General features: G+C 51.8%; 20 protein-coding genes and 1 pseudogene. 6 read left to right on the forward strand and 15 right to left on the reverse strand.

Going from position 1 to position 25,950, the window contains the following annotated elements; all coding sequences use genetic code 11:
* The first annotated feature begins 272 nt into the window (after nt 1–272).
* Nucleotides 273–1,601 (forward strand): sodium-dependent transporter, encoded by a 1,329-nt coding sequence (locus O4H49_RS08335; protein ID WP_269422966.1) that lies wholly within the window; start codon nt 273–275, stop codon nt 1,599–1,601.
* Between the two features lie 96 nt (nt 1,602–1,697).
* On the opposite strand, the gene O4H49_RS08340 is transcribed toward O4H49_RS08335, so the two are convergent.
* Both O4H49_RS08340 and O4H49_RS08345 read right to left on the reverse strand, forming a co-directional pair.
* Nucleotides 1,698–2,729 carry a threonine aldolase family protein gene (locus tag O4H49_RS08340; protein ID WP_269422967.1) on the reverse strand — a complete coding sequence of 344 codons (1,032 nt, stop codon included), beginning with the start codon at nt 2,727–2,729 and terminating at the stop codon, nt 1,698–1,700.
* Nucleotides 2,730–2,789: 60 nt separating this feature from the next.
* Complete coding sequence (locus tag O4H49_RS08345; RefSeq protein ID WP_269422968.1) at nt 2,790–3,146, reverse strand: hypothetical protein; 357 nt, start codon at nt 3,144–3,146, stop codon at nt 2,790–2,792.
* Between the two features lie 85 nt (nt 3,147–3,231).
* Between O4H49_RS08345 and O4H49_RS08350 the strand changes: the two genes are divergently transcribed.
* The 3 genes from O4H49_RS08350 (at nt 3,232) to O4H49_RS08360 (ending at nt 6,149) form a co-directional block, all read left to right on the forward strand.
* Nucleotides 3,232–4,233 carry an RluA family pseudouridine synthase gene (locus O4H49_RS08350; protein ID WP_269422969.1) on the forward strand — a complete coding sequence of 334 codons (1,002 nt, stop codon included), beginning with the start codon at nt 3,232–3,234 and terminating at the stop codon, nt 4,231–4,233.
* A gap of 134 nt (nt 4,234–4,367) precedes the next feature.
* Nucleotides 4,368–5,252, forward strand: coding sequence for an RNA polymerase sigma factor RpoH (gene rpoH, locus O4H49_RS08355; protein WP_269422970.1), 885 nt, complete (start codon nt 4,368–4,370; stop codon nt 5,250–5,252).
* 180 nt (nt 5,253–5,432) lie between these two features.
* Entirely contained in the window at nt 5,433–6,149 is a 717-nt protein-coding gene (locus O4H49_RS08360) for a hypothetical protein (RefSeq protein WP_269422971.1), read from the forward strand.
* A 46-nt stretch (nt 6,150–6,195) separates the two neighbouring features.
* Here O4H49_RS08360 and O4H49_RS08365 read toward each other — a convergent pair whose 3' ends face one another.
* The 6 genes from O4H49_RS08365 to O4H49_RS08390 all read right to left on the reverse strand — a co-directional run bounded on the left by O4H49_RS08365 (nt 6,196) and on the right by O4H49_RS08390 (nt 14,401).
* Nucleotides 6,196–6,654 (reverse strand): hypothetical protein, encoded by a 459-nt coding sequence (locus O4H49_RS08365; RefSeq protein WP_269422972.1) that lies wholly within the window; start codon nt 6,652–6,654, stop codon nt 6,196–6,198.
* A 10-nt stretch (nt 6,655–6,664) separates the two neighbouring features.
* A complete protein-coding gene (locus O4H49_RS08370) occupies nt 6,665–8,695 on the reverse strand; it encodes a serine/threonine-protein kinase (RefSeq protein ID WP_269422973.1) in 2,031 nt (676 codons plus the stop codon).
* Between the two features lie 250 nt (nt 8,696–8,945).
* On the reverse strand, nt 8,946–10,247 hold the full coding sequence (locus O4H49_RS08375; RefSeq protein ID WP_269422974.1) for an adenylosuccinate synthase: 1,302 nt from the start codon (nt 10,245–10,247) through the stop codon (nt 8,946–8,948).
* Nucleotide 10,248: 1 nt separating this feature from the next.
* Nucleotides 10,249–11,406, reverse strand: coding sequence for an ATP phosphoribosyltransferase regulatory subunit (locus O4H49_RS08380; RefSeq protein ID WP_269422975.1), 1,158 nt, complete (start codon nt 11,404–11,406; stop codon nt 10,249–10,251).
* 241 nt (nt 11,407–11,647) lie between these two features.
* A complete protein-coding gene (gene serA / locus O4H49_RS08385; RefSeq protein ID WP_269422976.1) occupies nt 11,648–13,225 on the reverse strand; it encodes a phosphoglycerate dehydrogenase in 1,578 nt (525 codons plus the stop codon).
* Between the two features lie 15 nt (nt 13,226–13,240).
* Nucleotides 13,241–14,401, reverse strand: a complete 1,161-nt coding sequence (locus O4H49_RS08390) for a phosphoserine transaminase (RefSeq protein WP_269422977.1) — start codon at nt 14,399–14,401, stop codon at nt 13,241–13,243.
* Between the two features lie 243 nt (nt 14,402–14,644).
* Between O4H49_RS08390 and O4H49_RS08395 the strand changes: the two genes are divergently transcribed.
* A complete protein-coding gene (locus O4H49_RS08395) occupies nt 14,645–16,429 on the forward strand; it encodes an SLC13 family permease (protein ID WP_269422978.1) in 1,785 nt (594 codons plus the stop codon).
* Between the two features lie 24 nt (nt 16,430–16,453).
* On the opposite strand, the gene O4H49_RS08400 is transcribed toward O4H49_RS08395, so the two are convergent.
* The 4 genes and pseudogenes from O4H49_RS08400 to O4H49_RS08415 all read right to left on the reverse strand — a co-directional run bounded on the left by O4H49_RS08400 (nt 16,454) and on the right by O4H49_RS08415 (nt 19,782).
* The gene (locus O4H49_RS08400; protein WP_269422979.1) at nt 16,454–16,936 is read right to left on the reverse strand and encodes a GNAT family N-acetyltransferase; all 483 of its coding nucleotides are present in this window, start codon (nt 16,934–16,936) and stop codon (nt 16,454–16,456) included.
* A gap of 22 nt (nt 16,937–16,958) precedes the next feature.
* A pseudogene (locus tag O4H49_RS08405) lies at nt 16,959–17,570 on the reverse strand (LysE family translocator).
* Between the two features lie 65 nt (nt 17,571–17,635).
* A complete protein-coding gene (locus tag O4H49_RS08410) occupies nt 17,636–18,421 on the reverse strand; it encodes a PhzF family phenazine biosynthesis protein (protein WP_269422980.1) in 786 nt (261 codons plus the stop codon).
* Nucleotides 18,418–19,782, reverse strand: a complete 1,365-nt coding sequence (locus O4H49_RS08415; RefSeq protein ID WP_269422981.1) for a pyridoxal phosphate-dependent decarboxylase family protein — start codon at nt 19,780–19,782, stop codon at nt 18,418–18,420. The genes O4H49_RS08410 and O4H49_RS08415 overlap by 4 nt, the downstream gene beginning before the upstream one ends.
* A 106-nt stretch (nt 19,783–19,888) precedes the next feature.
* On the opposite strand from O4H49_RS08415, the gene O4H49_RS08420 reads away from it, so the two are divergent.
* The gene (locus O4H49_RS08420; protein WP_269422982.1) at nt 19,889–21,271 is read left to right on the forward strand and encodes a PLP-dependent aminotransferase family protein; all 1,383 of its coding nucleotides are present in this window, start codon (nt 19,889–19,891) and stop codon (nt 21,269–21,271) included.
* 73 nt (nt 21,272–21,344) lie between these two features.
* On the opposite strand, the gene glmM is transcribed toward O4H49_RS08420, so the two are convergent.
* From glmM to ftsH, 3 genes are all read right to left on the reverse strand, one after another.
* On the reverse strand, nt 21,345–22,700 hold the full coding sequence (gene glmM, locus O4H49_RS08425; protein WP_269422983.1) for a phosphoglucosamine mutase: 1,356 nt from the start codon (nt 22,698–22,700) through the stop codon (nt 21,345–21,347).
* 83 nt (nt 22,701–22,783) lie between these two features.
* Nucleotides 22,784–23,845, reverse strand: coding sequence for a dihydropteroate synthase (gene folP / locus O4H49_RS08430; RefSeq protein ID WP_269422984.1), 1,062 nt, complete (start codon nt 23,843–23,845; stop codon nt 22,784–22,786).
* Nucleotides 23,846–23,930: 85 nt separating this feature from the next.
* Nucleotides 23,931–25,877 (reverse strand): ATP-dependent zinc metalloprotease FtsH, encoded by a 1,947-nt coding sequence (gene ftsH / locus O4H49_RS08435; protein WP_269422985.1) that lies wholly within the window; start codon nt 25,875–25,877, stop codon nt 23,931–23,933.
* Nucleotides 25,878–25,950 lie beyond the last annotated feature (73 nt).

The raw sequence follows: 25,950 nt of genomic DNA on the forward strand, positions 1-25,950 counted from the left end.
TATGAGAATGGCCGACTGATTTCCTCTTCCCACTTTCAGCTCTACTTGACTGAAAAACCTCTTTTATTTTTTACGTACTAGAGTCATCGATGGATTAACAATTTTCTCAAAAGTGCAAAATATTTTTCAACGACACCGCTCAATCTTGCAGCCATACCCTTTGGGAATAACAGCCCCTATAAATTCACAACCCTGATCCGCAAGGAAATGTTTTAAACCGCCATGAGAAAGTTTCACGGTACCAGCAAGACCTTACTTTATTGGAGTTTTTTATGGCGGTAACACGAGAACACTGGGGTTCCAAACTTGGCTTTATCATGGCCGCAGCAGGTTCCGCTGTCGGCCTGGGCAACATCTGGAAATTTCCATATATTACAGGGGAAAATGGAGGTGCCGCATTCCTGATCCTCTATCTCGGCCTTGTCTTTACTATCGGAATATCCGTTCTTGCCGCCGAAATGGTGATCGGGCGAGCCAGTCAAAGTGATGCAATCACGTCATTCAAGAAACTGGAGACCCCCGGATGGTCCATTATTGGTTTCATGGGCATTCTTGCCGCTTTTGTCATTCTCTCATTTTATGGGGTGATTGCCGGGTGGACCATTTCCTACACCTTGAAAATGGCAACAGGTGCTTTTGCGGGTGCCAACGGCGGAGAGATTGAAAATACTTTCATCAGCTTCATCAGTGATCCTGTTTCTCCGCTGATTTATGCAGGAATTTTCATGCTGCTGACGATGTTAGTTGTTCTGGCCGGTATCAAAGGCGGAATTGAACGCGCCGGAAAAATTTTGATGCCACTGCTGTTCATCATTTTAATTGCACTTGCGATCAGAGGCATGACTTTGCCGGGAGCAGAAGCAGGTATCCGTTTTTATCTGGAACCCGATTTCAGCAAGATTGATGGGAAAACTGTCATGGCAGCTCTGGGACAGGCTTTTTTCTCTTTGTCTCTTGGGATGGGAGTAATGATCACCTATGGCTCTTACCTCAATCGTACTGAGAATCTTGGCAAATCATCATGGTATGTTGCCTTTCTGGATACGACTGTCGCAATACTGGCGGGGTTGGCAATCCTGCCAGCCGTATTTGCCGTGGGCCTGAACCCGGCGCAGGGCCCTGCGCTGACCTTCATCACGCTTCCAGCTGTTTTTGAAGCGATGCCTGGTGGCACATTTTTTGGCACCCTGTTTTTCCTTTTGTTGACGATTGCCGCCTTGACCTCTTCCATTTCCCTGCTCGAGCCTGTTGTTGCCTATTTCAACCAAAAAGGTTTCTCCAGGACAAAGGTGACCCTCATAAGCGGCGTTGTTGCTTTCCTTCTGGGTATCCCATCATCTCTTTCACAGGGCGTATGGGGCGATTTCAAATTCGCCGGGAAGGGTTTTCTTGACTTGATGGACTTTGTTTCGAGTTCCATTCTACTCCCTGTGGGCGGTTTGCTCGTTTCGCTTTATGTCGGTTGGGTTATGGGAGCAAAAGCCCAGAATGAAATGACGGCAGGGGAAGGTAAAAGCCTGGTCCTTTTCACCTGGATCTTCATCCTGCGTTTTATCGCGCCACTGGCTATTGCCGCTATTCTTGTTAACGGCCTTCTGTAAAACTCAAGACCGAGGATCCATACCAAGAACCCCACGGGATAACGTGGGGTTCTTGGTAATGTTTCCACTATTTCCTGTTTCTGCCAGCGCACCTGATCATGCCAATGACTTGGCAATATCTCCAAAACGGTCCACATCGGCTTCAGAGCTGTTGAAAGAAAGAACCAGTCTGACCAGAACCGGATCAGTCTCGGACATTTCATAAAATTCGAAACCTGCATCTTTCAAAGAACGCGCCATCTTCTTCGGCATTGATAAAAAGAGAATGTTCGCTTCAACCGGATGGACAAAACTGACAGCGGGAATTTCTTTCAGGTGATCGACAAGTCTTTTTGCCATGGCATTGGCCCGCCGGGCATTTTCAAGCCAGAGGTCTTTGGCCAGATATGCAGATAACTGAGCGGAAACAAAACGCATTTTCGAAAGATAATGCCCCCCTCTTACCCGTCTGTGCTCAAGTTCCCTGCTGTCCGCTTTGTTAAAAAACACCACAAGTTCAGCGCCCATAGCCCCGTTCTTGGTCGCACCAAAAGAAAGAACATCCACACCCGCCCGCCAGGTTATGTCGGCAGGAGAACAACCAAGCCCTGCCACAGCATTAGCGAAACGGGCACCATCCATATGGACTTTCATCCCATTCTCTCTTGCCACTGCAGAAATAGCCGCGACTTCATCAACCTGATACAACGTCCCGGCTTCTGTTGTTTGTGTCACGCTGACAAGAGCAGGTTGTGCATGACGGGCCACACCTCTGCCAAAAATTGACGCTGAGAGCTTTTCTGCAGAAAACTTGGCGTGCTCACCACTCAAAGAAAGCAGTTTGGCCCCCCCGGTATAAAATTCGCTCGCGCCACATTCGTCGGTATGAATATGTGCATACTCATGGCAATAAATAGCACCATAGGAGGGGGTTAGCGATGAGATCGGCAGCACATTGGCCGCCGTGCCACTGATTACCGGGAAAACCGTGACATCCTTTTCGAAAATTTCAGAGGCCTGTTCTGACAGGCCTGCTGTCCATTTATCAGCACCGTAGCTGGAGGCAGCATAATCCTGATTAGCCGCAGAAATCGCCTCAAGAATTGCCGGAGAAATTCCGGTCACATTGTCAGATGCAAAATTTGTCATGATCCTAATAGCTTCTTCTCAATTTAAAGACAGTTTTGAACTTTTCCCGGTCTCAAGGTTCTATTCAGCCACAGCTGTCGGTGCAGCCAAAGACCAGCCCCCCAAACGTTCCCCTGAAATCGCAGAAAAGAGCAGTACCTGTTGGCAGCCCCTTTCCCTGTTTCCTCCAAACTGGAGCAGCACCCTGTTACCCTGCAACTGGGATGCCACCAATTCACATCCAGCCGGCAGCTCAAGAAATGCCTGTGGGAAAGCCTGAACTTCCTGACTTTCGGGTAAACTTACACTTTCACTGGAAACGTCTTCCTTGTTCCCCACCCCGCTGCTTACCCGGGTGGCGATCGTATAGATCACGACACCAAAGCCCAACACCAGCAAGATGCTCATGATCACAACAGCACTCTTAATCGCTTTCATCTTGATAAACCCGCGCGTAAAAGAAGACTTGTAATAGGTGAGCTTGCCCGTGAGAGCAAGTCAGAGAAAAACCGATGAGGTTCCAATGGCAGAGTGCGGCCCAGACAATAACTCCCCTGACGACAGCACAGCACAAGTGTACGAATTAACTGTCGAAGAAACAGAGAAAAAAATCCGCGTCGACCGTTTTCTCGCCGACAGGCTGCCCGATTTGTCCCGCAGCAGGTTACAGGCACTGATTGCACAACAATGCCTGCGTATTGATGGCGGCGTGACAGAGACAGCAAATTTTCGCCTGAAGGTGGGACAACGCGTCAGCCTGACCGTACCTGAGGCGGTTGATCCAGAGCCAGAAGCACAGGATATTCCGCTCGAAATCGTCTATGAAGATGCACACCTTCTTGTCATAAACAAACCATCTGGTCTCGTCGTACACCCCGCACCGGGTAACCAGGATGGTACTCTGGTCAATGCACTGATTCATTATTGCGGCGATGATTTCAAAGGTATCGGCGGGGTAAAACGCCCCGGTATTGTCCACCGGATTGACAAGGATACCAGTGGACTAATGGTTGTTGCCAAAACGGATGACTGTCACCAGGGGCTGGTGCAGCTCTTCTCCACTCATGACATTGAACGGAGCTATAATGCCATTGTCTGGGGTACAGCCAAACCGGTCTCCGGCAAAATTGAAGGAAATATAGGCCGGAGTCCCAAAAACAGGAAAAAGATGGCTGTGGTTCCCACAGGTGGGAAACGGGCGGTTACCTACTACAAGACTTTAAAAGTACTGGCTGATGGCGCCGCAAGTCTTGTCGAGTGCACGCTGGAAACGGGTAGAACCCATCAGATACGTGTCCACATGACCCACATCGGGCATCCCTTGTTGGGTGATCCGCTTTATGGCAGCCAGAGCCAAAGCCGAGTAAAAAGCCTGCCCGCTTCTGCCCAGACGCTGATGAAAAACTTCGAGCGCCAGGCTCTGCATGCAAAAACTTTGGGCTTTGTTCATCCTATCACCAAGGAAACACTGAGTTTCTCAAGTGAACTATCAATAGATTTGAAAGATTTGATTCATAGTTTATAATAATTAAAAATCGCAAACAGAAATATCTCTGCCCCTTGTGCAATGCGGGATAAGACACCATATGTCTCCATTCAGGCAGAGACTTAGACCTGTGAGCAGAGCCTCACGGTCAACCGAATAGAGGGGAGTTTAACATGGCATCACCAAGAATTCCGGCTCTGACCCCAGAGGGAAACCTGTCGCGGTACCTTCAGGACATCCGCAAGTTTCCAATGCTGGAACAGAATCAAGAATACATGCTCGCCAAACGCTGGCGGGAGCATGATGATGTCGATGCTGCTCATACACTCGTCACCAGCCACCTTCGTCTTGTTGCAAAAATAGCCATGGGATACCGTGGTTACGGCTTGCCTGTGTCAGAGCTGATATCTGAAGGCAACGTGGGTATGATGCAGGCGGTAAAACGCTTTGATCCGGAAAAGGGCTTCCGCCTTGCGACTTACGCCATGTGGTGGATCCGTGCTTCTATTCAGGAGTATATCCTGCATTCCTGGTCTCTGGTCAAAATGGGGACAACCGCCGCCCAGAAGAAACTCTTTTTCAATCTGCGCAAGCTGAAAGGCCAGATGGAGGCAATTGACGAGGGCGACCTGTCACCTGAACAGGTGACCCACATCGCCACCACACTCGCTGTTTCAGAAAACGATGTTGTCCAGATGAACCGCAGGTTGGCGGGGCCTGACAACTCGCTCAATGCACCCTTGCGTATCGATGGGGACGGCGAATGGCAAGATTGGCTGGTTGATGACACTCCTAGCCAGGAAACCCAGTATGCAGAGTCGGAAGAGCTGACCAAACGAAGAGCGCTTCTGGTAAACGCGATGGAGTCCCTGACTGACCGGGAACGTCACATTCTTGAAGAGCGCCGGCTGAAAGACGACCCGACAACTCTCGAAGATCTTTCCCATACCTATAATATCAGTCGGGAGAGAGTGCGTCAGATCGAAGTCAGAGCTTTTGAAAAGCTGCAGAAAGCCATTAAGAATGCAGCAATCGAACAAAAACTCGCGACATCCTGAACAAGATCCCAATTTTAAAAAAGCCGCCGCCAAATGGCGGCTTTTTCGTATCTGCTGTTCGTCTGGCTTCCTCAAGGGAAAAATATACTCGGAGTACAGCCCAGAATATTTTTTTACTGGCCCCCATCCCCGAGAAAATATAGCTTCAGCAAAACATCAATCATTGCATCAGGCTGGAAAATGACAACCGGAACTGCCGTTTATGAAGACCACCTACCCAAATGGCTCTGGCTCGCGCTTCCTGTAGCTCTGGCAGTGTTGCTGTTAATTCTTGGCCTGTTCATGCCCGGCGAGCTTTACGATCAGTGGATCGGAAACGAACGGAATGGAATTCTCGAGACTTCTCATACGATCATCCCGGCAATCTCGTTTTTTCTTGCCTTGCGCATCTTGTTCCACCCGAATCTGCGTAACTTTAGCTGGCTCTGGTTCTGGATTTTGATTGCAGCCCTTGGCAGTTTTTACATGTCGGGCGAGGAAGCAAGCTGGGGACAGCACTGGTTCCAGTGGAGCACATCAAGCGACTGGGCAGCAATAAACGACCAGGGAGAAACCAACTTCCACAATACCAGTTCCTGGCTCGACCAGAAGCCGCGAACGATATTGGAAATAGGTATTCTTGTTGGTGGAATTATCCTTCCCCTCCTGTTTTTCTATCGCCCCGCCCTCTGGAACCATCCGCTTGCGATCGTTGTACCGACATTCCACCTGTTCCCGACGGCGCTTATCGCTGAGATCACGAGAATGACAGAGCGTCTTCTCGCTGCGATGGATAGCTCTTTCAGGTTGTTTCAAAGGGCCAGCGAGGTGCAGGAACTCTTCTTTGCTCTCTTTGTATTATTCTATCTGATACTCTTCTTGCGGCGTCTCAAGGAATTAAAACGGCAAGTGCCATAATCCCCTTTTCACGCTTGTACCAAAAGAAGCCACTGGTAACCTTTACCTACTCGTCGTTCTCATTTTCTTCTGGTGATGCGGTTGCCCGGGCAGCCTGGCGTACACTCTCCCCCCAGGCCTCAACCAGATCCTCCTGGTACTTCCTAACCTGTTTGATTTTCCCCTCGGTAGAGATACTCAAATAGCTGCTGACAACAACTGGGACGCCAAAATAAACCATCCAGCCAAACCCTGCAGCGCTATAGGCAACCATCATGTTCCAGGGATCAGCGATCCCGGAGAAAGCCCCGTCAAATGTCTGCCCGCGCTCCCATAGGGAAGTCAGGGCTGGCAAAATTCCACAAAAATTCGGCAGGCCAACTGTCATGGTCAAATAACGTTGTTTATTCCGGTCAACAATAAAGGCGACCAGACTGGGAACCATCAGAACACAAGCAAGTATCGCTGAAGGCATGAGAAATACGGCCAACAGCAAAAGAATAATTAAAAGCGGTAAACGCCCCATTCTGTCTTCCTCACAATACCCATGAAATTGTCATGATAACCAAGGCAACTCCAGAACAGACGGCAGAAATAACCGCCGAAGTTTTTTCACTTACCATCCGGACATTCTCATCAGAAACCAGCCCCCCCTTTTCGAGCCAGGTAGCCTGGGCTTCGAGATTGGTGAACATGGCCTGGGCTTGCGTAAAGCCCAGCTTGTCCTGATCCTGAATATGCGCATTGTCCAGGATCATCTGCAGCGTCGTAAGTTGTCCATCACGTTTCGCTTTTTCAACGGCATCCCTGAGCTGTTTGCGAAAAGCCGTGTTATTAAAAGTCTCAACAGCATCAATCAACAAATCCGCCATATGCGCTGAAAGAGCCGGAAGAGGTTCCGGGCTGTACTGTTTTTGCATTTCCGCCAGAAATCTCAAGGAAGCACGATTGTACACATCGCGCTTGAAGGGATCGTTAAGCCTTTTCAGAAGAGCATCCTGGTTTCCCCGCAAATGTTTCAGGGAAAAAGCAAGAATATGCCGGTCAACCGGTGCTCCTTCGATACGCCCGGCTGCGACCATAGCTTCGAGAGCTGGCAACAGATTTTTAACATCATCAACATAGTTGTCACCAACAAGGGGCGAAAGGCAGGGCCAGCCTTCATTACCAGCATAGACAGCGCGCTCCATCCCATAACCCGCGGTCATGTTCTTCACGCTCTGCTCGACACTTTCCAGCTGCTTGATAATCGCGACAAACTCCGGCTTGGTCCGTACCTGCGAAGTAACCCACGCCTGAGGCAGTTTCATCCGGATAATATCCAGATACTGTTCAAGCTTACCTGGCTGGAAAAAATCCAAGGCTATTGCCTGAGCCAGACCGTTAACCCGAACCGATGCCGTCTTGTAGGTAATGGGTGCAGAGGGATCGAGCGCCATCATCGCAACTGAAGCGGTACGATCATCCCCGCTTCCTGTACTGGCAAGCGCCTGACCTGTTTGCTGAGCGGCCTTGATCAAAGAAGCCATTTCATCATTGGACAGGGCGCGCCGGATCCAGGAATCAAGCTGATCTCCTGCAATAAGCTGTTTGCTCTCTGCCCAGTGCATCCTCATGCTGTTTGCCAGAAGTGGGGCAGTCAGATAATCCTTGCCGGCAAAGGCAATTGATCGAACCGCCTTTTGCGGCAGGGGTACCTGTTTGGGACTCAGATGCCTCCCATTGGCCCACATTTCAAGATCTGCAATTCCCCAGCGTTCATAAGGGTCATCGCTCAGGAGACCTCTCAGGGGCTCCATCAATTTAAGGGGTACTCGTGACTGGCCTACCAGAGCGCCATAGGAACCCAATTTTATTTTGGCTTCAATAATCTGCTCATCTGTTTTTTTATCCAACAGGGTTCCCCCCATGGCCAGTTCAGCAATCAGTACACCAAAAGAATAATAGTCATCCAGAACCGTTCCCTCAGCCCGTCCTGAAGGGCTCGCCATTCCAGAATCAATCGGCTCGTACAGGACCGGTTGGGCATAGCCTGCAGGCGTGGAGACGGCCTCTCCAAGTATCGCCCTTCGATCTGGTGTGAGGAAAACATTATCCGGCCGGATGGCACGGTGAGTCAGTGTCCGGGATGAAAGCTCCCTGAATGCCGGAAGAAGATTTTCAATAACACCATGAATAATATCGTCTTCATCAAATTTCGATGGCGACATACCAGCTTGAGGAACCAGACGTTTGCCTTTGGGGCGTTCAAATATCACAACAAAACGTCTGATATTGTCCTCTTTAAAAACAACCGTCCCGGAGCCAACGGGAACAAGCATAACAGCACAGGAAATACGGGACATCAGGCGAATTGTTGCCGTCCGTGGTGCCGCTTCTTTTTGGCAAACCAGCGCGAGAAGAGGAGTTGCCTGGCCTTTCAGCGAAACCGCATTAATCGCAAGAGTGCCTGGGGATTGGAATTCTGGCAGTTTTTCTGCAGGCAGCAATTCGAACTTACCATCGAGTTCGACCGGATGCTGTAAATAGTCCAGTTCTGCAGCTATTTCTTTAATGTATGAAGGCATACTCTCCCCTGCCAGAAAACTGGCTCTCCTATCTTAACCAGGATTTTCCCACTATCTCTTTAGAGCTATAGCAGACAAACGAAAAAAGATAGTTAACAGATTGTAACCCAAGCTATTTAACCTGAAAGACTTAACACTCCGTCTCCCGAGAGGAAGAGATCGAAATCAATCTACAAGGGAAGAGGATCGCACATAAAAAAAGTGTTGCCAGAGACAACACTTTTTTAAATCAGGCAGACCTGAAAATTTATCAGGACTTTGGATGGAAAGGATCCTGTACCAGAATGGTATCGTCCCGTTCCGGGCTTGTGGAAAGCAATGCCACAGGCACTTCAATCAGTTCCTCGATCCGGCGAATGTATTTGATCGCAGTCGCAGGCAATTCTGCCCAGGAACGCGCGCCATAAGTACTGTCGTCCCAGCCTTCGAGAGTTTCGTAAATAGGCTCAACCTTTGCCTGTTTGCTCGGGAGAGAAGGCAAGTGGTCATAGTCAACGCCGTCAATCCGGTAACCTGTGCAGACTTTCAATTCTTTAAAGCCATCAAGAACATCAAGCTTGGTAAGGGCGATGCCTGTAATGCCGCCAACCTTGCAAGCCTGACGGACCATTACGGCATCAAACCAGCCACAACGACGTTTCCGGCCAGTAACAGTTCCGAATTCATGGCCTCGCTCCCCAAGGCGCTGACCGATCTCATCTTCCAACTCTGTCGGGAAGGGACCCGAGCCAACGCGCGTGGTATAGGCCTTGGTAATCCCCAGAACATAACCGACCGAGCTTGGACCAACACCAGAACCGGCTGATGCCTGTCCGGAGATGGTGTTCGAGGAGGTAACAAAAGGATACGTCCCATGATCAACATCCAGCATGGCCCCTTGGGCACCTTCGAACAGCACACGCTTGTCCGTCTTCCGGCACTCTTCAAGACGTTGCCAGACCACATCTACATAGGGAAGGATCTTGGGGGCAACTTCCAGAAGCTTGCTTACCAGATCCCCTGCATCAATTTCAGGCTGGCCAAGCCCACGTAGCAGGGCATTGTGGTGCAACAAAAGGGCGTTTACCCGCTCACGCAAAAATTCCTCATCGGCCAGATCGCAGATGCGGATTGCCCGGCGGCCAACCTTGTCTTCGTAGGCAGGGCCAATGCCGCGCCCGGTGGTTCCGATCTTGGCTTCCCCTTTGGCTGCGGCTTCGCGGGCCCGGTCGACTTCGCCGTGCAAGGGCAGGATCAGGGCTGCATTTTCTGAAACTTTCAAGTTATCCGGCGTCAGTTCCACGCCCTGTTCACGCAGACGATCCATTTCCGCAAGCAATGCCCAGGGGTCAATCACCACACCATTACCGATGATCGACATCTTCCCTTTGCGAACAATACCGGAAGGCAAAAGGGAAAGTTTGTAAACCTTGCCGTCTACGACAAGGGTATGTCCCGCATTATGTCCGCCCTGAAAGCGTACAACCACGTCCGCGCGCTCAGAAAGCCAGTCAACGATTTTACCTTTACCTTCATCTCCCCACTGGGAGCCGACGACAGCGACATTGGACATATCAGTTAGTTCCTAACTCATGAATGTGGCCACCTTCCAACAGGTGGCTACAGGACAAACGGAGCGCTTCCGCGCGATCATCTTTAACAGGCTCAAGGCCGGAAATTGTAATCCATCCCTGTGCCCGGAAAGCACCGCTTTCTTCGCGGCGAGTTCCGAAGGGAAGAAAGATACGACGGGCAATTTTTGGCTTTGGCAAAGCCCTGAGCACCGTATCCATAAAAAGTGTAAAACCGGTAGCAGGCTCGACAATGTTATCAACACTGACTGAATTATACCTGCCTCCCCGCCCGAGTTCACCCCGGACGCCTTTGGCAAAGAAAATGAAACTTATGCCGGTATGATATTCAAAACCACGGTGCTCGACCAGATCCAGCGTCACAGTCAATTTCGGTGCCTGTACACGAACCAGCTCAACAACAGCAACCAAACGATCAATTTCCCTGCGTGCTGTTCCGGGCAAATCCAATGTCCTGGCAAAGGACAGAATTTCTTCTGCTGTCCCTGCCGCATGGAGCAATTTCAGGAAAAGCGTCGCGTGTTTTCCTGCCAGCGCTTCAACTTCAGCAGCGTCTTTGCGATCGAGAGCCACCCGTAAATCTCTGGCCAGGTCAGGTTCGATTGACAGATCAGCGGCGATGGCAGGAACAAGGGTCGGAAGGTTGATATCAACACTCAGATCTTTCACCCCGACATTTTCCAGAGCGCTGGCCGCTGCAACGATTACCTCGGCATCAGCGGCATCAGATGTCACGCCGATCAGCTCTCCACCAACCTGTGTAAACTGACGTTCGGGACGGAGCTGGCTCCCTGTCACCTGCAGTACGTCTCCGCCATAACAAAGGCGAAGCGGGCGGGCTGTTTTTTGCAAGCGGGTCGCCGCAATTCGGGCAACCTGTGGCGTGATATCTGCCCGAAGCCCCATCATGCGGTGGCTGGTGGGATCCATCAGGCGGAAAATCTGATTGGAAAGGGTTTCTCCGGCACCGGAAAGCAGCGCATTTTCAAACTCCAGCAACGGAGGTTTGATGCGGTCATAGCCTTCTGAGGAAAAACAGTCGATCAGTCGACGGACAACCTCTGCCTCATGGGCAGCAGCTGGCATCAGTAGGTCCTGTAAACCAGCAGGCAACAAGGCCTTGTCCCCATTTTTTTTCATGGTCAGCGTTCCTGATCGGTTTTAAGCTCATGCGATGCGAAAAAACCGGGAGCGACCAAGAGGATCGAACCTTGGGGCCTTTTCGATGATTGACTACATGTTTTAGCCCGTCAGGGCAACTGGATTCAGTGAAAAATTATCTTTCCGTCTCTGAATTGGGACTTTGCTTTCCCTCCGCCAAAGCAAAAAAAACAGGCTGCAGGAAAAAACCTGCAGCCTGAAAAGTGGAACGTAACTCAAATTAAAAATTCAATTGGGCTACCTGTTTACACTGAGCCAAATTCTGGACTTTTTTCAATTGATCCGGTGTCAGTTGGCTATCAAGTTCAACCAGAGCAATTGCATCTTGTCCTGGCCCGGAACGCCCGAGATGGAAAGTCGCGATGTTAACCCCGGCTTCCCCTAACTGCATGCCCAAAGCCCCAATAAACCCGGGACTGTCCTCGTTGGTCAGATAAAGCATATGTTTGCCAAGCTCTGCCTCGATTTCAATACCTTTGATATTAACCAGACGCGGGCGTTTGCCACCGAACAGGGTTCCTGCAACAGAACGCTCTCCCTTTTCGGTTGTTACTGTCAGACGGATAAGAGTCTGAAAATCACAATCGCGTTCATGTTTGGCTTCTGTCACATCAATATTGCGTTCGCGGGCAACAACCGGTGCGCTAACGACATTGACCGAGTCCATCATCGGCGCCAGCAGGCTTGCGAGAATCGTCTGGGTCAGGGGGCGACAATTCAGACTGGCAACCGCCCCTTCATAATCAATCTTGATCGCTTTCAGACCGGTTCGGGTCAACTGCCCTGCAAAACTGCCCAACTGGCGGGACAGAACCATATAGGGCTCAAGCTTGCTCGCTTCCTGTGCGGTCAGGGATGGCATGTTCAAGGCGTTGGTTACTGCACCAGTCAGAAGATAGTCGGAAATCTGTTCCGCCACCTGCAAAGCGACCAGTTCCTGGGCTTCATGCGTGGATGCGCCAAGATGTGGCGTTGCAACAAAATTCGGCAAGCCAAACAGAACACATTCCTTGGCTGGCTCGACCGCAAAGACATCAAACGCCGCCCCGGCAACATGGCCACTTTCCATAGCAGCCTTCAGGTCGTCCTCGACCACAAGACCACCACGGGCACAGTTGATAACCCGAACCCCCTTTTTGGTCTTTGCCAAGGCCTCTGCATTGATAATCCCCCGCGTCTGGTCAGTAAGAGGAACATGCAGGGTAATAAAGTCAGCCCGGGCCAGCAATGTATCCAGCTCGACCTTCTCCACACCAAGATCCTTGGCCCGTTCCGGTGACAGGAACGGATCAAAAGCAACAACCTTCATCTTGAGGCCTTTGCCCCGGTCGGCAACAATGGCACCAATGTTACCGCAACCGACCACACCCAACGTTTTTCCGGCCAGCTCTGCACCCATAAAGCGGGATTTCTCCCACTTTCCAGCCTGGGTGGAGGCGTTGGCTTCCGGGATCTGACGGGAAACCGCGAACATCATGGCGATTGCATGTTCCGCGGTTGTGATAGAGTTTCCATGCGGGGTGTTCATCACCACCACACCTTTTGCAGATGCAGCTTCGATGTTGACATTATCCACACCGATTCCTGCCCGGCCGACGACCTTCAGGTTTGTTGCAGCCTCGACAACTGCGGGCGTTACCTTTGTCGCAGAACGGATCGCCAGGCCATCATAGTTGCCGATAATCTTGATTAGCTCTTCCGGGGAAAGACCAATTTTCACATCGACATCGATGCCACGCTCACGGAAAATATCTGCTGCCTTCGGGCTCAGATCATCACTGATAAGTACTTTTACCATTTTCACAATTACCTTCTATTCGAATTCTGCACGTACAATTTCAATTCCCCAATCCAGCCAGGGAAGAAGTGCCGTGATGTCTGATGTCTCTATTGTCGCCCCGCCCCAGATCCGCAGACCTGCCGGCGCGTCGCGGTAGGAACCGATATCCAGTGCCACCCCTTCATTTTCCAGAAGTGTGGCAAGTGCCTTTGCCGCTTTGGCCTTATGCTCTTCTGAAAGAGCCTGGAACCAACGCGCGGTGATTTTCAGGCAGATGGAAGTATTCGATCTGGTTTCTGTTTTTTCCGCAAGGAAATCAATCCAGTCACGCTGCCCGACCCAGGCAGTCAGAGCTGCAAGATTGGCATCACAACGGGCTGATAACCCTTTCTGCCCGCCAACACTTTCGGCCCATTTGAGCGAATCAATCGCATCTTCAACGCAGAGCATGGAAGGTGTGTTAATGGTCGCCCCCTGGAAGATCGTTTCATCAAGCTTCCCGGCCTTGACCATGCGGAATATTTTCGGCATTGGCCATGTGGGTTGATGATTTTCCAGACGTTCAACAGCCCGTGGACTGAGCACAAGCATGCCATGCGCGCCCTCACCACCAAGAACCTTTTGCCAGGACCAGGTAACAACATCCAATTTGTCCCAGGGCAAAGGCATGGCGAAGGCAGCAGAGGTTGCATCGCAGATTGAAAGTCCCTGACGATCACTGGCGATCCAGTCGCCATCAGGAACACGTACACCTGAAGTCGTGCCATTCCAGGTAAAGACAACATCACGATCCCAGGAAACCTGGGACAGATCCGGTAATTGGCCGTAATCAGCCTCTAGAACCCTTACATCGTCAAGCTTCAGCTGTTTGGTTACATCCGTAACCCAACCCTTGCCAAAACTTTCCCATGTCAACATATCAACTCCCCTTGGCCCAAGAAGTGACCAGAGTGCCATTTCAACAGCACCCGTATCAGAAGCTGGGACAATTCCGATACGATAGTCATCAGGGATACCAAGGATTTTACGTGACAGCTCGATAACCTCAACCAGCTTGGCTTTTCCGCCTTTTGCCCGATGGGACCGACCATGCCAACAAGAGCCTAGTGAATCCAGAGACCAACCGGGGCGCTTAGCGCAGGGACCGGAAGAGAATCTAGGATTTAAGGGACGTTCACTAGGTTTTTCATTCATGGACTTGTAACTCCGATTAGCAGCTCGCTATGCTGCAGTACAAAACGCACCCGTACAGGGTCGCAAACCGACATTTTATGGTCGCAGCGACATCATAACGATATTGCACCGCAAAATCCTTTCGTTTATTGGCCTGTTTTTAACAGAAATGATCTTTTTGCATTTGCACAGCATTGTAGTGAAAGTCGATCCAGAATAGGTTCTATAGGACTTAAAACAGCAACTTCGCAGGTTTGGCTGAGGATGAATACAGATCAGTTAATCATTTTTACCATTATAGGTCTCGCTCTGGTTCTCTTTATCTGGGGAAAAATCAGGTACGATGTGGTTGCAATGATGGCCCTGATCGGCGCCGTTATCTTTGGTGTGGTTCCAGCTGATGAGGCATTTCTTGGTTTTGGCCACCCCGCTGTAATTACCGTTGCAGCCGTATTGATCATTTCGCATGCACTGCAAAACTCCGGCATCATCGAATTGGCCACCAAGTTTCTGGAACCGGCAGCAGGTCAACCGGTTCTTCATGTCCTGGCCCTAACGACGGTTGTCGCGATCTGTTCCGCTTTTATGAACAACGTCGGGGCTCTGGCTCTTATGTTACCGATTGCGATCGGGAGCGCCTACAGTAGCAAAAGACCGACCAGCGAAGTGCTCATGCCACTGAGTTTTGGATCTTTGCTCGGAGGCCTGACCACCTTGATCGGGACTCCGCCCAACATTATCATTTCCAGTTTCCGGCAAGCGGAAACTGGACAGAATTTTGCCATGTTCGACTTTTTGCCTGTTGGGCTTGGAGTTGCCTTGGCTGGCATCGCCTTTATTTCTCTTGTCGGTTGGCGGTTTCTGCCTAAACGCTCCGCTGGAGGCAGTGACCGTCAGAAACTGTTTCAGATCGAAGATTATATCGCTGATGTCCGCATTCCGGAAAACTCTCCCTATGTCGGACACCGGCTTGTCGATCTTGAAACCCTGGCCCAGGGTAACGTCGCGGTTGTTGCTCTGGTTCGCCGCGAAGATCGTATGCTGGCGCCGTCAGGCTATATGCGGCTCAAGGTTGATGACATCCTGACTCTGGAAGCAGACACCGACACGCTACAGAAGGTCGTTGATGAGGCCAATCTTGAAATTGTCGGATCCGCCGAAGACAGCAGTCAGGACCTGCAGTCTGACCGGGTGGGCATCATCGAGGCAGTTGTCACTCCCGGCTCCCGTCTGGAAGGGCGGACAGCACATAATATGCAACTGCACACCCACCATGGCATTAATACTCTGGGTGTTGCCCGTCAGGGGCAACCGGTACACGAAAGAATTGGTCGCGTCCGTTTTATGGCCGGGGACGTACTCTTGCTACAGGGGATCCGGGAAGAGATGCCCGAGGCCCTTGCCTCGCTCGGCCTTTTGCCCTTGGCTGAACGGGAATTGTCTCTGGTACGTAAAAAAGGCTCGATTATTACCCCGCTGCTTTTTGCCTTTTCCATTTTACTGGTCGTCTTCGGAATTCTACCGCCGCAAATCTCTTTTCTTGCAGCCGTTGGCACCATGGTGCTGATCGGAGAACTCAATCTCAAGGACCTTTACGAATCAATTGACTGGTCGGTGATCGTTTTGCTGGCTGCCATGATACCTGTCGGGATGGCACTCGAGACCACTGGCGGGACAATGGTCATAGCCTCTCCTCTGATTGGTCTGAGTGACCATCTGCCTGTCTGGGCCATTCTGGCTCTTATGATGGTGATCACCATGATGTTGTCCGATGTCATGAACAATGCAGCAACAGCGGTTCTCATGGCCCCTATCGCCATTCTTATCGCCAATGAGCTCGGCGTAAGTATCGACACCTTCCTGATCGCTGTCGCCATCGCCAGTTCTTCGACCTACCTCACCCCAATCGGCCACCAATCCAACTTGCTTGTGATGGGGCCTGGAGGGTACAAGTTCGGGGATTACTGGCGTATGGGATTGCCGCTCGACATCATCATTCTGGTGGTTTCCATCCCTCTGATCCTCTGGATCTGGCCATTACAGGGGTGATGGGGAAACAGCCACAAACCCCTGTCAGGGCTGTGGCGAAAAGACCATTTCCATCCTCAAGGTCTCCCCTTCCTTCCGGGGCAAGGGGAGAAAGCCCAGATCTTCATATAACCTGATTGCAGAAACCATTTGTTCAGGGACTGTCTCAAGCACAACCTTTGAACTTCTTGCACGCGCTTCGGCCAGAGCGATCGAAACCAGGGCCTCCCCAAGCCCCTGCCCGCGCCCAGCCGGAGAAACCCATAAACGCCTGAGTTCAGCAACAGCATCTTTCTGAAAGCTGAGACCAACAACACCGCGGGCATTATCGTTCCTGTCCCGCACCAGCCACAGCGCCCCATGCTGCCCGCTATAACGACTTGAAATTTCAGCCAGCTCCTTCTCAAAGCCAGAAAAACAGGGGCAAGAACGAGCCCAGCTTTCGTATTCCCTGAAAAGCACCACAGCTGCATCAAAATCACGTCGACTTTCAACAGTGGTTATCCTGCAATCCTTTGTTACCGTCATCTCGCAACCCATTCATCAGCCCCTAGCGGCTTGCCACCAACATTCCTGCCATAACCATCATACCACCAGAGGCACGATCAATTCGCAGCTTACTATGACCAGAGGTAAAGATCCGCCGCATCCCGGAAGCAGCAGCCCCATAGGTCAGCGCGATAATACCCATGATGACAAAAACAATTCCACAAAGCGCCAGATAGTCAAGGATTTCAATTGAGGTTATATCAAGCAAGCCCGGCAATACAGCCAGATAGAACACAATTGCCATCGGGTTGGATAGAGACATAATCAGACCAAGAACAACATCACCGCCCGGCTTTTTACCCTTTATCGCAGCAATGGTGCCAGAAAGTTCCTTGCCAGAATTTCACCAGATTTTTATCCCCAGCCAGATCAGATAGCCTCCGCCAAGAACTTTAAGCGCAATAAAGAACGGCCCCATTATTTCAATTATCGCCACCAGTCCCAGCAGAGCCGCACTCAAAAGCACCAGTTTGCCAAGTACCATTCCAAAAGCCAGCCTCAGACTGGCAACCATCCCCTCGGACAAGGCTTTTGCCAACAAAGCTGCTATGTCCGGCCCTGGTGAAGCTGCCGCAACGGCAAAAGCCATGGCAAAGATCAGATAGTCCGACATTTTAGATTTGCTCCTGCTATATAGTCCCGGATATTCCCGGATATTCCCGGCTGGAATTGATAAAATCAGATATAGAAAAAACCCTTGAGGTAAAGGACTGCAGCTCCGCGCATCAGGACCCGGTCACCGCAATCCTTGACCCACAATTCGCCACCCCGCTGGGAGACCTGTCTGGCAAACATCTCTTTCTTGCCCAGACGCTTGCTCCAATAAGGTGTCAGCGTCACATGGGCAGAACCCGTCACAGGATCTTCGGGAATACCGCAATGCGGCGCAAAATACCGGGAGACAAAGTCATGTTTTTTACCCGGTGCCGTGACAATCAAACCGTCTGAGGGAAGTGCCATCACCTTCACCAGATCAGGGGCAACAGCCAGGACCTGATCCTCGTCTGCCAATACTGCCAGCATTTTTGTCGATTTCAGCACAGACAGCGGCTGGACTCCGATTGCCGCGGCAACAAGCCCATCATCTGCAAAGTCAACAGGTGGCCGGGCTGGAAAATCCAGCGTATAGCCATCACTTTCACAAGAGACACGCAGCACCCCGCTCCGGGTTTCAAACGTAATTTCCGATGTGCCCCTGACCAGTTCGGTCGCAATAACATGCGCTGTTGCCAATGTTGCATGCCCACAGAGATCAACCTCGTGTGTCGGGGTAAACCAGCGCAAATGATACCCCTCCTTTCCCGGAACAAAGAAAGCCGTTTCAGAAAGGTTATTCTCTGCAGCAATCTTCTGCATAAGATCATCCGCCAACCAGCTGTCCAATGGACAGACTGCAGCGGGGTTCCCCCCGAAAACCTCATTTGTAAAAGCATCGACCTGATAAACTGGAAATGCCTGCTTCATGCCTTGCCCCCTGCGTTTACAGTCGCCATGCATTTCTTAATAGCCTGCAGAGAAAGCTGGATATCTTCTTCCGTGGTTTTCCAGGATGACACTGAAATTCGGAAAGCGGCCTTGCCTTTCCAGACCGTGGGGCCAAACCAGCAGGTCCCTTCTTTCTGTACGGCCTGCATCAGAGCCTCGGTCTTCTCGGGACTGTCCCACGACACCACCACCTGATTGAGGACCACTGAATTTTGGATGGTCAAACCCAGTCCTTCAAGACCACGGGCGAAAAGCCTTGCCCGCTGACAACACCCCGTCACAAGTTCATCGACACCGTTCCGCCCCAAAAACTTGAGAGCTGCCCAGATTTCCAGTCCCCGCGCACGTTTAGAGAATTCCGGCATATAATTTTGTGCCGCAGTATCTATCTCACGCAGATAGGCCGCAGAAACAGACATTGCCTGGTAAAGCGACTGCTGGTCCCGACAGATTACCACGCCGGCATCGTAGGGGGTATTGAGCCATTTGTGGCCATCTGTTGCCCAGGAATCTGCCTTCTCAACACCAGCAGTCAAATGTTTCAGTTCTTTGGCTGCTCGAGCCCAGAGGCCAAAAGCACCATCTACATGAACCCAGGCACCAGCTTTTGAAGCCCTGCCACAGATCTCCGCAACGGGATCGAAAGCACCACTGTTCACATTCCCCGCCTGCACACAGACAATTGTCATATCATCCAGCTCAGGGTGGCTGGCAATATCCATCGCACCATTAGCATCAGTGGGAACCCGGACGACTCGCTCTTTACCGAAGCCAAGCAGCGATAATGCCTTCAATACTGTGACATGCACCTCATCACTCACGACCACCTTGATCTCGGGTGCCCCAAACAGGCCTCTGCCTTCAACGTCCCACCCCTGCCGTGCCAACAGCTTGTGCCGGGCCGCGGCGAGGGCTGTGAAGGTTGCCATGGTCGCCCCGGTCACATAACCAACCACAGATTCTTCTGGAAGATCCAAAACATCAAGCAACCAGCCAGAGGTCACCTGTTCAATCTTGTCCATTACTGGCGAGGTAACTTTTGAGGAAGCAACCTGATCCCAGGCGGTGGCCATCCAATTGGCCCCTATCGTTACGGGGAGAGTCCCACCGACGACAAACCCAAAATATCGCCGTCCGGCAGAAGCCACTGTCGCCGGAGCACCATAACGATCAAGAAGCTCCAGAACCTGTTCTTCTGTAGCCCCCTGTTCTGGAAACACTTCCTCAAACCCAGAAAGCCCTGTCAGGGCCGCCTGATCCGGGAAAACCCGTCGAGAATCAATTTCCTCCAGAAAGTGTTCTGCTCTTTCCCTGGCTTTATTCAGCAGTTCCCGGCTCATTGTCCGCCCCTGTTTTTCCGATTACTTAGACAAATTCAACAATTGTCACAGTTAAATCTTGATTTTATTCGGGGTCAATTGATACATTGTCACCATGACAAATTGGATGCCAAAAGTTAAATTCGGTGCGGGGGCGCGTTATATCGCCATCGCAGATGCCTTGTCTGAAGATATCCGGAACGGATTCTTGCAGCAGGGTGATCGTTTGCCTACCCACCGGGATCTCTCCTGGCATCTGGGCGTAACTGTAGGAACAGTCAGCCGGGCCTATGCCGAGGCTGAACGCCGGGGATTGACCTTTGGGGAAGTTGGACGTGGTACTTTTGTACACGGTCCCTCACCTGCTGAACGGCATATGTTGCGACCGTCCCGCTTTGAGGACCAGAACATTATCCTGATGGATTTTGCCTATCCGCCACCAGGGGATACTGAAGAAAAAGAGATGGCAACGACTCTGCAAGCCATATCTGCCGGACCAGATCTTTCCCGGCTTCTGAGTTATCAGCCCCATGCCGGATTGAAAAACCATCGCGAAGCTGGCGCGCAATGGCTGGAATTAAACGGTCTGACCGTAGAGCCCGATAACATTGTCCTCACCGCAGGAGCACACCACGCCATTGCCGTAACCATGGCAGCGACAGCCCGCCCGGGTGACCGGGTTCTGTGTGAAGAGATGACCTATCCAGGGATACAGTCTGTCTGCAGGATGTTGGGGCTGCGTCTTGAGGGCCTGACAATAGATGCCAATGGTATTCTGCCTGAGGCATTCGAAGAAGCCTGCCAGACCGGGGATGTAAAATTTCTCTATTGTGTGCCCAATTTCCAGAACCCGACGACCCGCCTCCTTTCGATGGAGCGACGTCAGGCCATTGCCGATATCGCACGGCGCTATCGTGTTTCGATTATCGAAGATGATGTCTTCGGCCTGATTGTCGACAATGCCCTGCCCCCCATCACCAACCTGGCACCGGAGCGGAGCTACTACATTACATCTTTGGCAAAGACCGTAGCTCCAGGATTGCGGGTCGGTTATATGACAGGACCCCAACACAGCATCCCCAGCCTAATTTCGGCTGTACGGGCTACCTGCTGGATGGCTTCGCCCATCACAGCAGAAATTGCCAGCCGCTGGATCATCAGCGGGGCGGCTGAACGCATTCTGGAAGGTCGGAAAGAGGGTGCCCGACGCAGGGTCGAGATTGCCCGCAGGATATTCACCAATTACGAGATCGAAAGCGAAGCCAGAGGACTTTACATCTGGCTTCACCTGCCAGCCCCCTGGCGATCCAGCCAATTCATGCACGCTGCCGGAAGAGCTGGCGTGACGATCACGGCTTCGGAACCCTTTGTCGTGGGAAGGAAAGCCCCGCCGCATGCGGTACGCATCTGTCTGGGGCAACCCGAGAGTGATGAAAAGATGACCCGGGGTCTCGAGATTCTGCTGAACTTGCTCAACAAGGGGCCAGACGTTGATTCACTGGTCTTCTAATACAGACGCCATTCCAGTTTTGTCTTGTCGAGTTCCCTTTCTGGCCAAGACCAGGAAAGATCCCCCCAATACGTTAACCGACGTCAGTGATGACAGAGGCAATATCTGAAACGACACTTTTGACCAGAGCGGAGTTTTCCCCTTCCGCCATAACTCGGATCAACGGCTCGGTACCGGATTTGCGAATAAGAACCCGGCCCTGACCATTCAATTGACTTTCCCCAACCCGGATAGCAGCCTGAACCACGTCCATGGCCAGAACATCATCAAGGGGTACCCCACCGCTCAGCCTGACATTTTGCAACAATTGCGGCAAAGGCGTAAAGCCACGCAAAACCTCACTTGCAGGGCGTTCCGCCCGAACAAGAGCAGCGAGGACCTGCAACGCTGCGATCAGACCATCTCCGGTTGTGGCATGATCACTCAACACCATATGGCCTGACTGCTCTCCTCCCAGATTATAGCCCTGCTCCCGCATTGCCTGAACCACATAACGATCACCAACAGGTGTTCTTATCAGATCAAGCCCTAGGCCATTTAGGTATCTTTCGAGTCCCATATTGGACATGACAGTCGCGACAACACCGCCGCCCTTGAGCTGCCCGGCTTCGTTAAGAGTCTTGGCAATCAACGCCATGACCTGATCCCCATCGACGATCTGCCCATGTTCATCCGCAAGGATCAAGCGATCCGCATCTCCATCAAGGGCAATACCAAGATCAGCCCCATGGGCAACAACGGTTTCACGCATCAGGTTGGTCGCGGTCGCCCCGCATTGTTTATTTATATTGAAGCCGTCAGGTGACACCGCAACCGGAACAACCTCGGCACCCAGTTCATAAAGCACTGTTGGGGCCACGCGATAGGCCGCGCCGTTGGCACAATCAACAACGATCTTGAGACCATCGAGACGCAGGTCTTTGGGGAAGGTATTTTTAACAAACTCGATATAACGGCCAAGCGCATCATCCAGTCTTCTGGCCCGCCCCAATTTATGGCTGGGTGCCAGAGGAATAGATTTGTCATCTTCCAGCAGCTTTTCAATCTCGATTTCCACCTCATCGGAAAGCTTGAAGCCATCCGGACCAAAAAGTTTAATCCCGTTATCCTCATAAGGATTGTGAGAAGCGGAAATCATCACACCAAGATCAGCTCGCAAAGAGCGGGTAAGCATCCCGACAGCAGGAGTTGGCAGGGGGCCCAGGAGCACGACTTCCATCCCGACAGAGATAAAGCCGGCTGTCATGGCTGGTTCCAGAAGATAACCGGACAAGCGGGTGTCCTTGCCGATCACAACAGTATGCCGATGGTTGCCGCGCTGGAATTGAGCCCCTGCAGCCTTGGCAACAGCCAGAGCAATTTCTGCTGTTACTGGCGCTTCATTCGCCTTGCCCCGGATCCCGTCTGTTCCAAAATACTTCCGGCTCATCTGTTTATTTTCTCCAACACCAAAACTCAGCCTGTCTCTCGACTCTGGCCTGGGCACCATGAGCCCAAATTCAATTTAACACCCTAGGAGATTGCCCTTGCGATTGCAAAGGCCTGTGCTGTTTCAGCGACATCATGGACACGGAACATCTGCACTCCCCGCTCCAAGCCAGCCAGAGCACAACTCAGAGACCCGGCGACGCGTGCCTTTGGTTCTTCATTGCGCGAAAGCTTGCCGATGAAACCTTTCCGGCTGACCCCCAGCAACAGAGGACAGCCGGTCCCGTGTAACTGAGCCTGGGCATCCAGCAGCCTCAGGTTATGTTCTGTCGTTTTGCCAAAACCGATTCCCGGATCAACAGCAATTGCCTCCCGCGGGATACCTGCTGCAACACAGGCAGCAACTCTCTTCTCGAGATAATCAAACACATCCAGTGCAACATCCTGATAACAAGGATTGTCCTGCATCGTCTGGGGCGTGCCCTGCATGTGCATCAAAATAACCGGGACGCCCGCAAGAGCTGCTGTTTCCAGACTGTCTTTATCCCCTTCCAGGGCCGTGACATCGTTGATGATGCCAGCCCCCGCGGCGACGGCTTCCCGCATTACCCGGGCATGCCGCGTGTCAATCGAGACCAGCGCGCCCGCCTCCGCAAGCTTTTCTATGACAGGAAGAACACGACGGAGTTCTTCATCCTCACTGACCGGTTCAGCACCAGGCCGGGTTGATTCGCCTCCGACATCCAGAATACTCGCCCCGAGCTCACGCATTCTCAGGGCATCATCAACCGCCCGGGCGGGATCATAGCGATCTCCGCCATCCGAAAAAGAATCCGGCGTCACATTGATCACGGCCATGATCTGGGGCTGTGTCATATCCAGACCAGCAAAATCCGGGCGTTTAGCTGAAAGTTTTTTCAGGATCTCGACAGCTTTATGCGCGTGCAGCGGGCTCTTGTTCCGTACCCAGGAAAGGATCTCTCCCGAAGCGACAATTTCCCGCCGGGCAATACTTCCATCAGAAGATCGAAGTGTCACTTCAGCTGCCGAATAGTATGCCCCTGAGCCGAGCAGCGGAGCGGCACCAGGCAGGCTGTCTTTTTCAGAAGAAATGTGGAGCGGGCGAATATAGAGATCACCAGTCATGACAAGAACCTGTTAGATAGCGCCAAGGCCTCCCCTTTAAGGAAGGCCTTGGCATGTCTTCATAGACTTAAGCAAACAAAACGGATCAATTACCGGGTTGTGGCTCTGGGGTTACTCCCCCGTCCTCGGGTGAAGAGTCTTCTTCCTCCCGCGGTGCCTTACCACTGGATGGTACTGAACTGCGGGGTTTATCAGCAGCCTTGTTGTGGCCGTTATCGTCGTCGCGATCAATCGTGCCTTTTTCAAGAAGATTGCGGACCTCATCACCACTGAGAGATTCATACTCCAGCAAAGCTTTCGTAATCGCCTCCAGCTGATCGCGGTGTTTGGTCAGAACATCCCGCGCCAATGTCTCTGCTTCCTCGATGATGCTTCTGACTTCGTCATCGATCATCTTCTGAGTTGCGCCGGAAACACTGAGGCCGTTATCCCCGCCTCCGGAATAATTGAAAGGATCATCCTGACGAGACACATAACGCAGACGGCCAAGCTTGTCGCTCATACCGTACTCCATCACCATGGCACGGGCCATGTTCGTCGCCTGCTGGATATCATTCCCGGCACCTGTGGTGACGTTATCAGGTCCATAAACCAACTGTTCAGCTTCACGGCCGCCAAACATCATGGCAAGGCGTGCTTTCAGTTCCATCACCTTATACCCGAGACGATCCCGTTCCGGCAGGTTCATGGTCACACCAAGGGAACGTCCACGGGGAATGATTGTCACCTTGTGCAGCGGATCATTGCCTTTGACATGAATACCAACCAGTGCATGGCCAGCCTCATGATAGGCCGTCATTTCCTTTTCCTCGTCTGTCATGACCATGGAGCGCCTTTCAGCCCCCATCATCACCTTGTCTTTGGCATCTTCGAAATCAGACATGGTCACAACACGCTTGCCAGCACGCGCAGCCAGCAATGCGGCCTCGTTCACCAGGTTCGCCAGAGCAGCACCAGAGAAACCCGGTGTTCCACGGGCAACGACACGGGCATCCACATCTGGTGCCAATGGTACCTTGCGCAGGTGAACCTTGAGGATTTTTTCGCGACCGAGAATATCCGGGTTCGGCACGGTAACCTGACGGTCAAAACGGCCTGGACGCAGAAGCGCATTATCCAGAACATCAGGACGGTTGGTTGCAGCGATAATGATGACACCTTCGTTGGATTCAAAACCATCCATCTCAACCAGCAACTGGTTCAGGGTCTGCTCGCGCTCGTCATTCCCGCCGCCCATACCGGCGCCACGGTGACGACCAACAGCATCAATCTCATCAATGAAAATGATACAGGGAGCATTCTTTTTCCCCTGTTCGAACATGTCACGGACACGGCTGGCACCAACACCAACGAACATCTCGACAAAGTCCGAACCGGAAATAGTAAAGAACGGCACATTCGCTTCACCGGCGATGGCCCGGGCCAAAAGAGTTTTACCAGTTCCTGGAGGTCCAACCAGAAGGCAACCCTTAGGGATTTTGCCACCAAGGCGCTGGAACTTCTGCGGGTCTTTCAGAAAATCAACGACTTCCTGAAGTTCGTCTTTCGCTTCGTCAATGCCAGCAACATCGTCAAAGGTAACCCGCCCCTGCTTTTCTGTCAGCAGCTTTGCCTTGCTTTTGCCAAAGCCCATGGCCTTGCCGCTATTGCCCTGCATCTGGCGGAACAGAAAGATCCAGACGCCGATCAACAGGATCATCGGGAACCAGCCGATCAGGATCTGAAGAAGGGTATTTCCTTCGTCCAGTGGCATGGCCTTTACAGTCACGCCGCTCTTGCGAAGCATTTCGACCATCTGGGGGTCTTCAGGGGCATAGGTCTGGAACTGGCGCCCATCGCTAAAGTGCCCTTTAATCTCATGCCCCTGGATAATTACATTTGTGACCTGACCTTCTTCCACCTGGGCAATAAAATCAGAATAGGCAATCTGCTGCTGATTGCCCTGGGTTCCAGAGCCCTGAAACAGGTTAAAAAGTGTAAAAAGGAGCACGCCTACGACGATCCACAAGGCTGCGTTACGGCTGAAATTCAAGGTATAGGCCTTCCAAAATCTATGCAGCCCTCTCTTGGGGGCTGCGTCATAAATCAGTTCTTCCTAGAAGATA

The organism is Kiloniella laminariae, from assembly GCF_027214005.1.
Classification (GTDB): Bacteria; Pseudomonadota; Alphaproteobacteria; order Kiloniellales; family Kiloniellaceae; genus Kiloniella; species Kiloniella laminariae_A.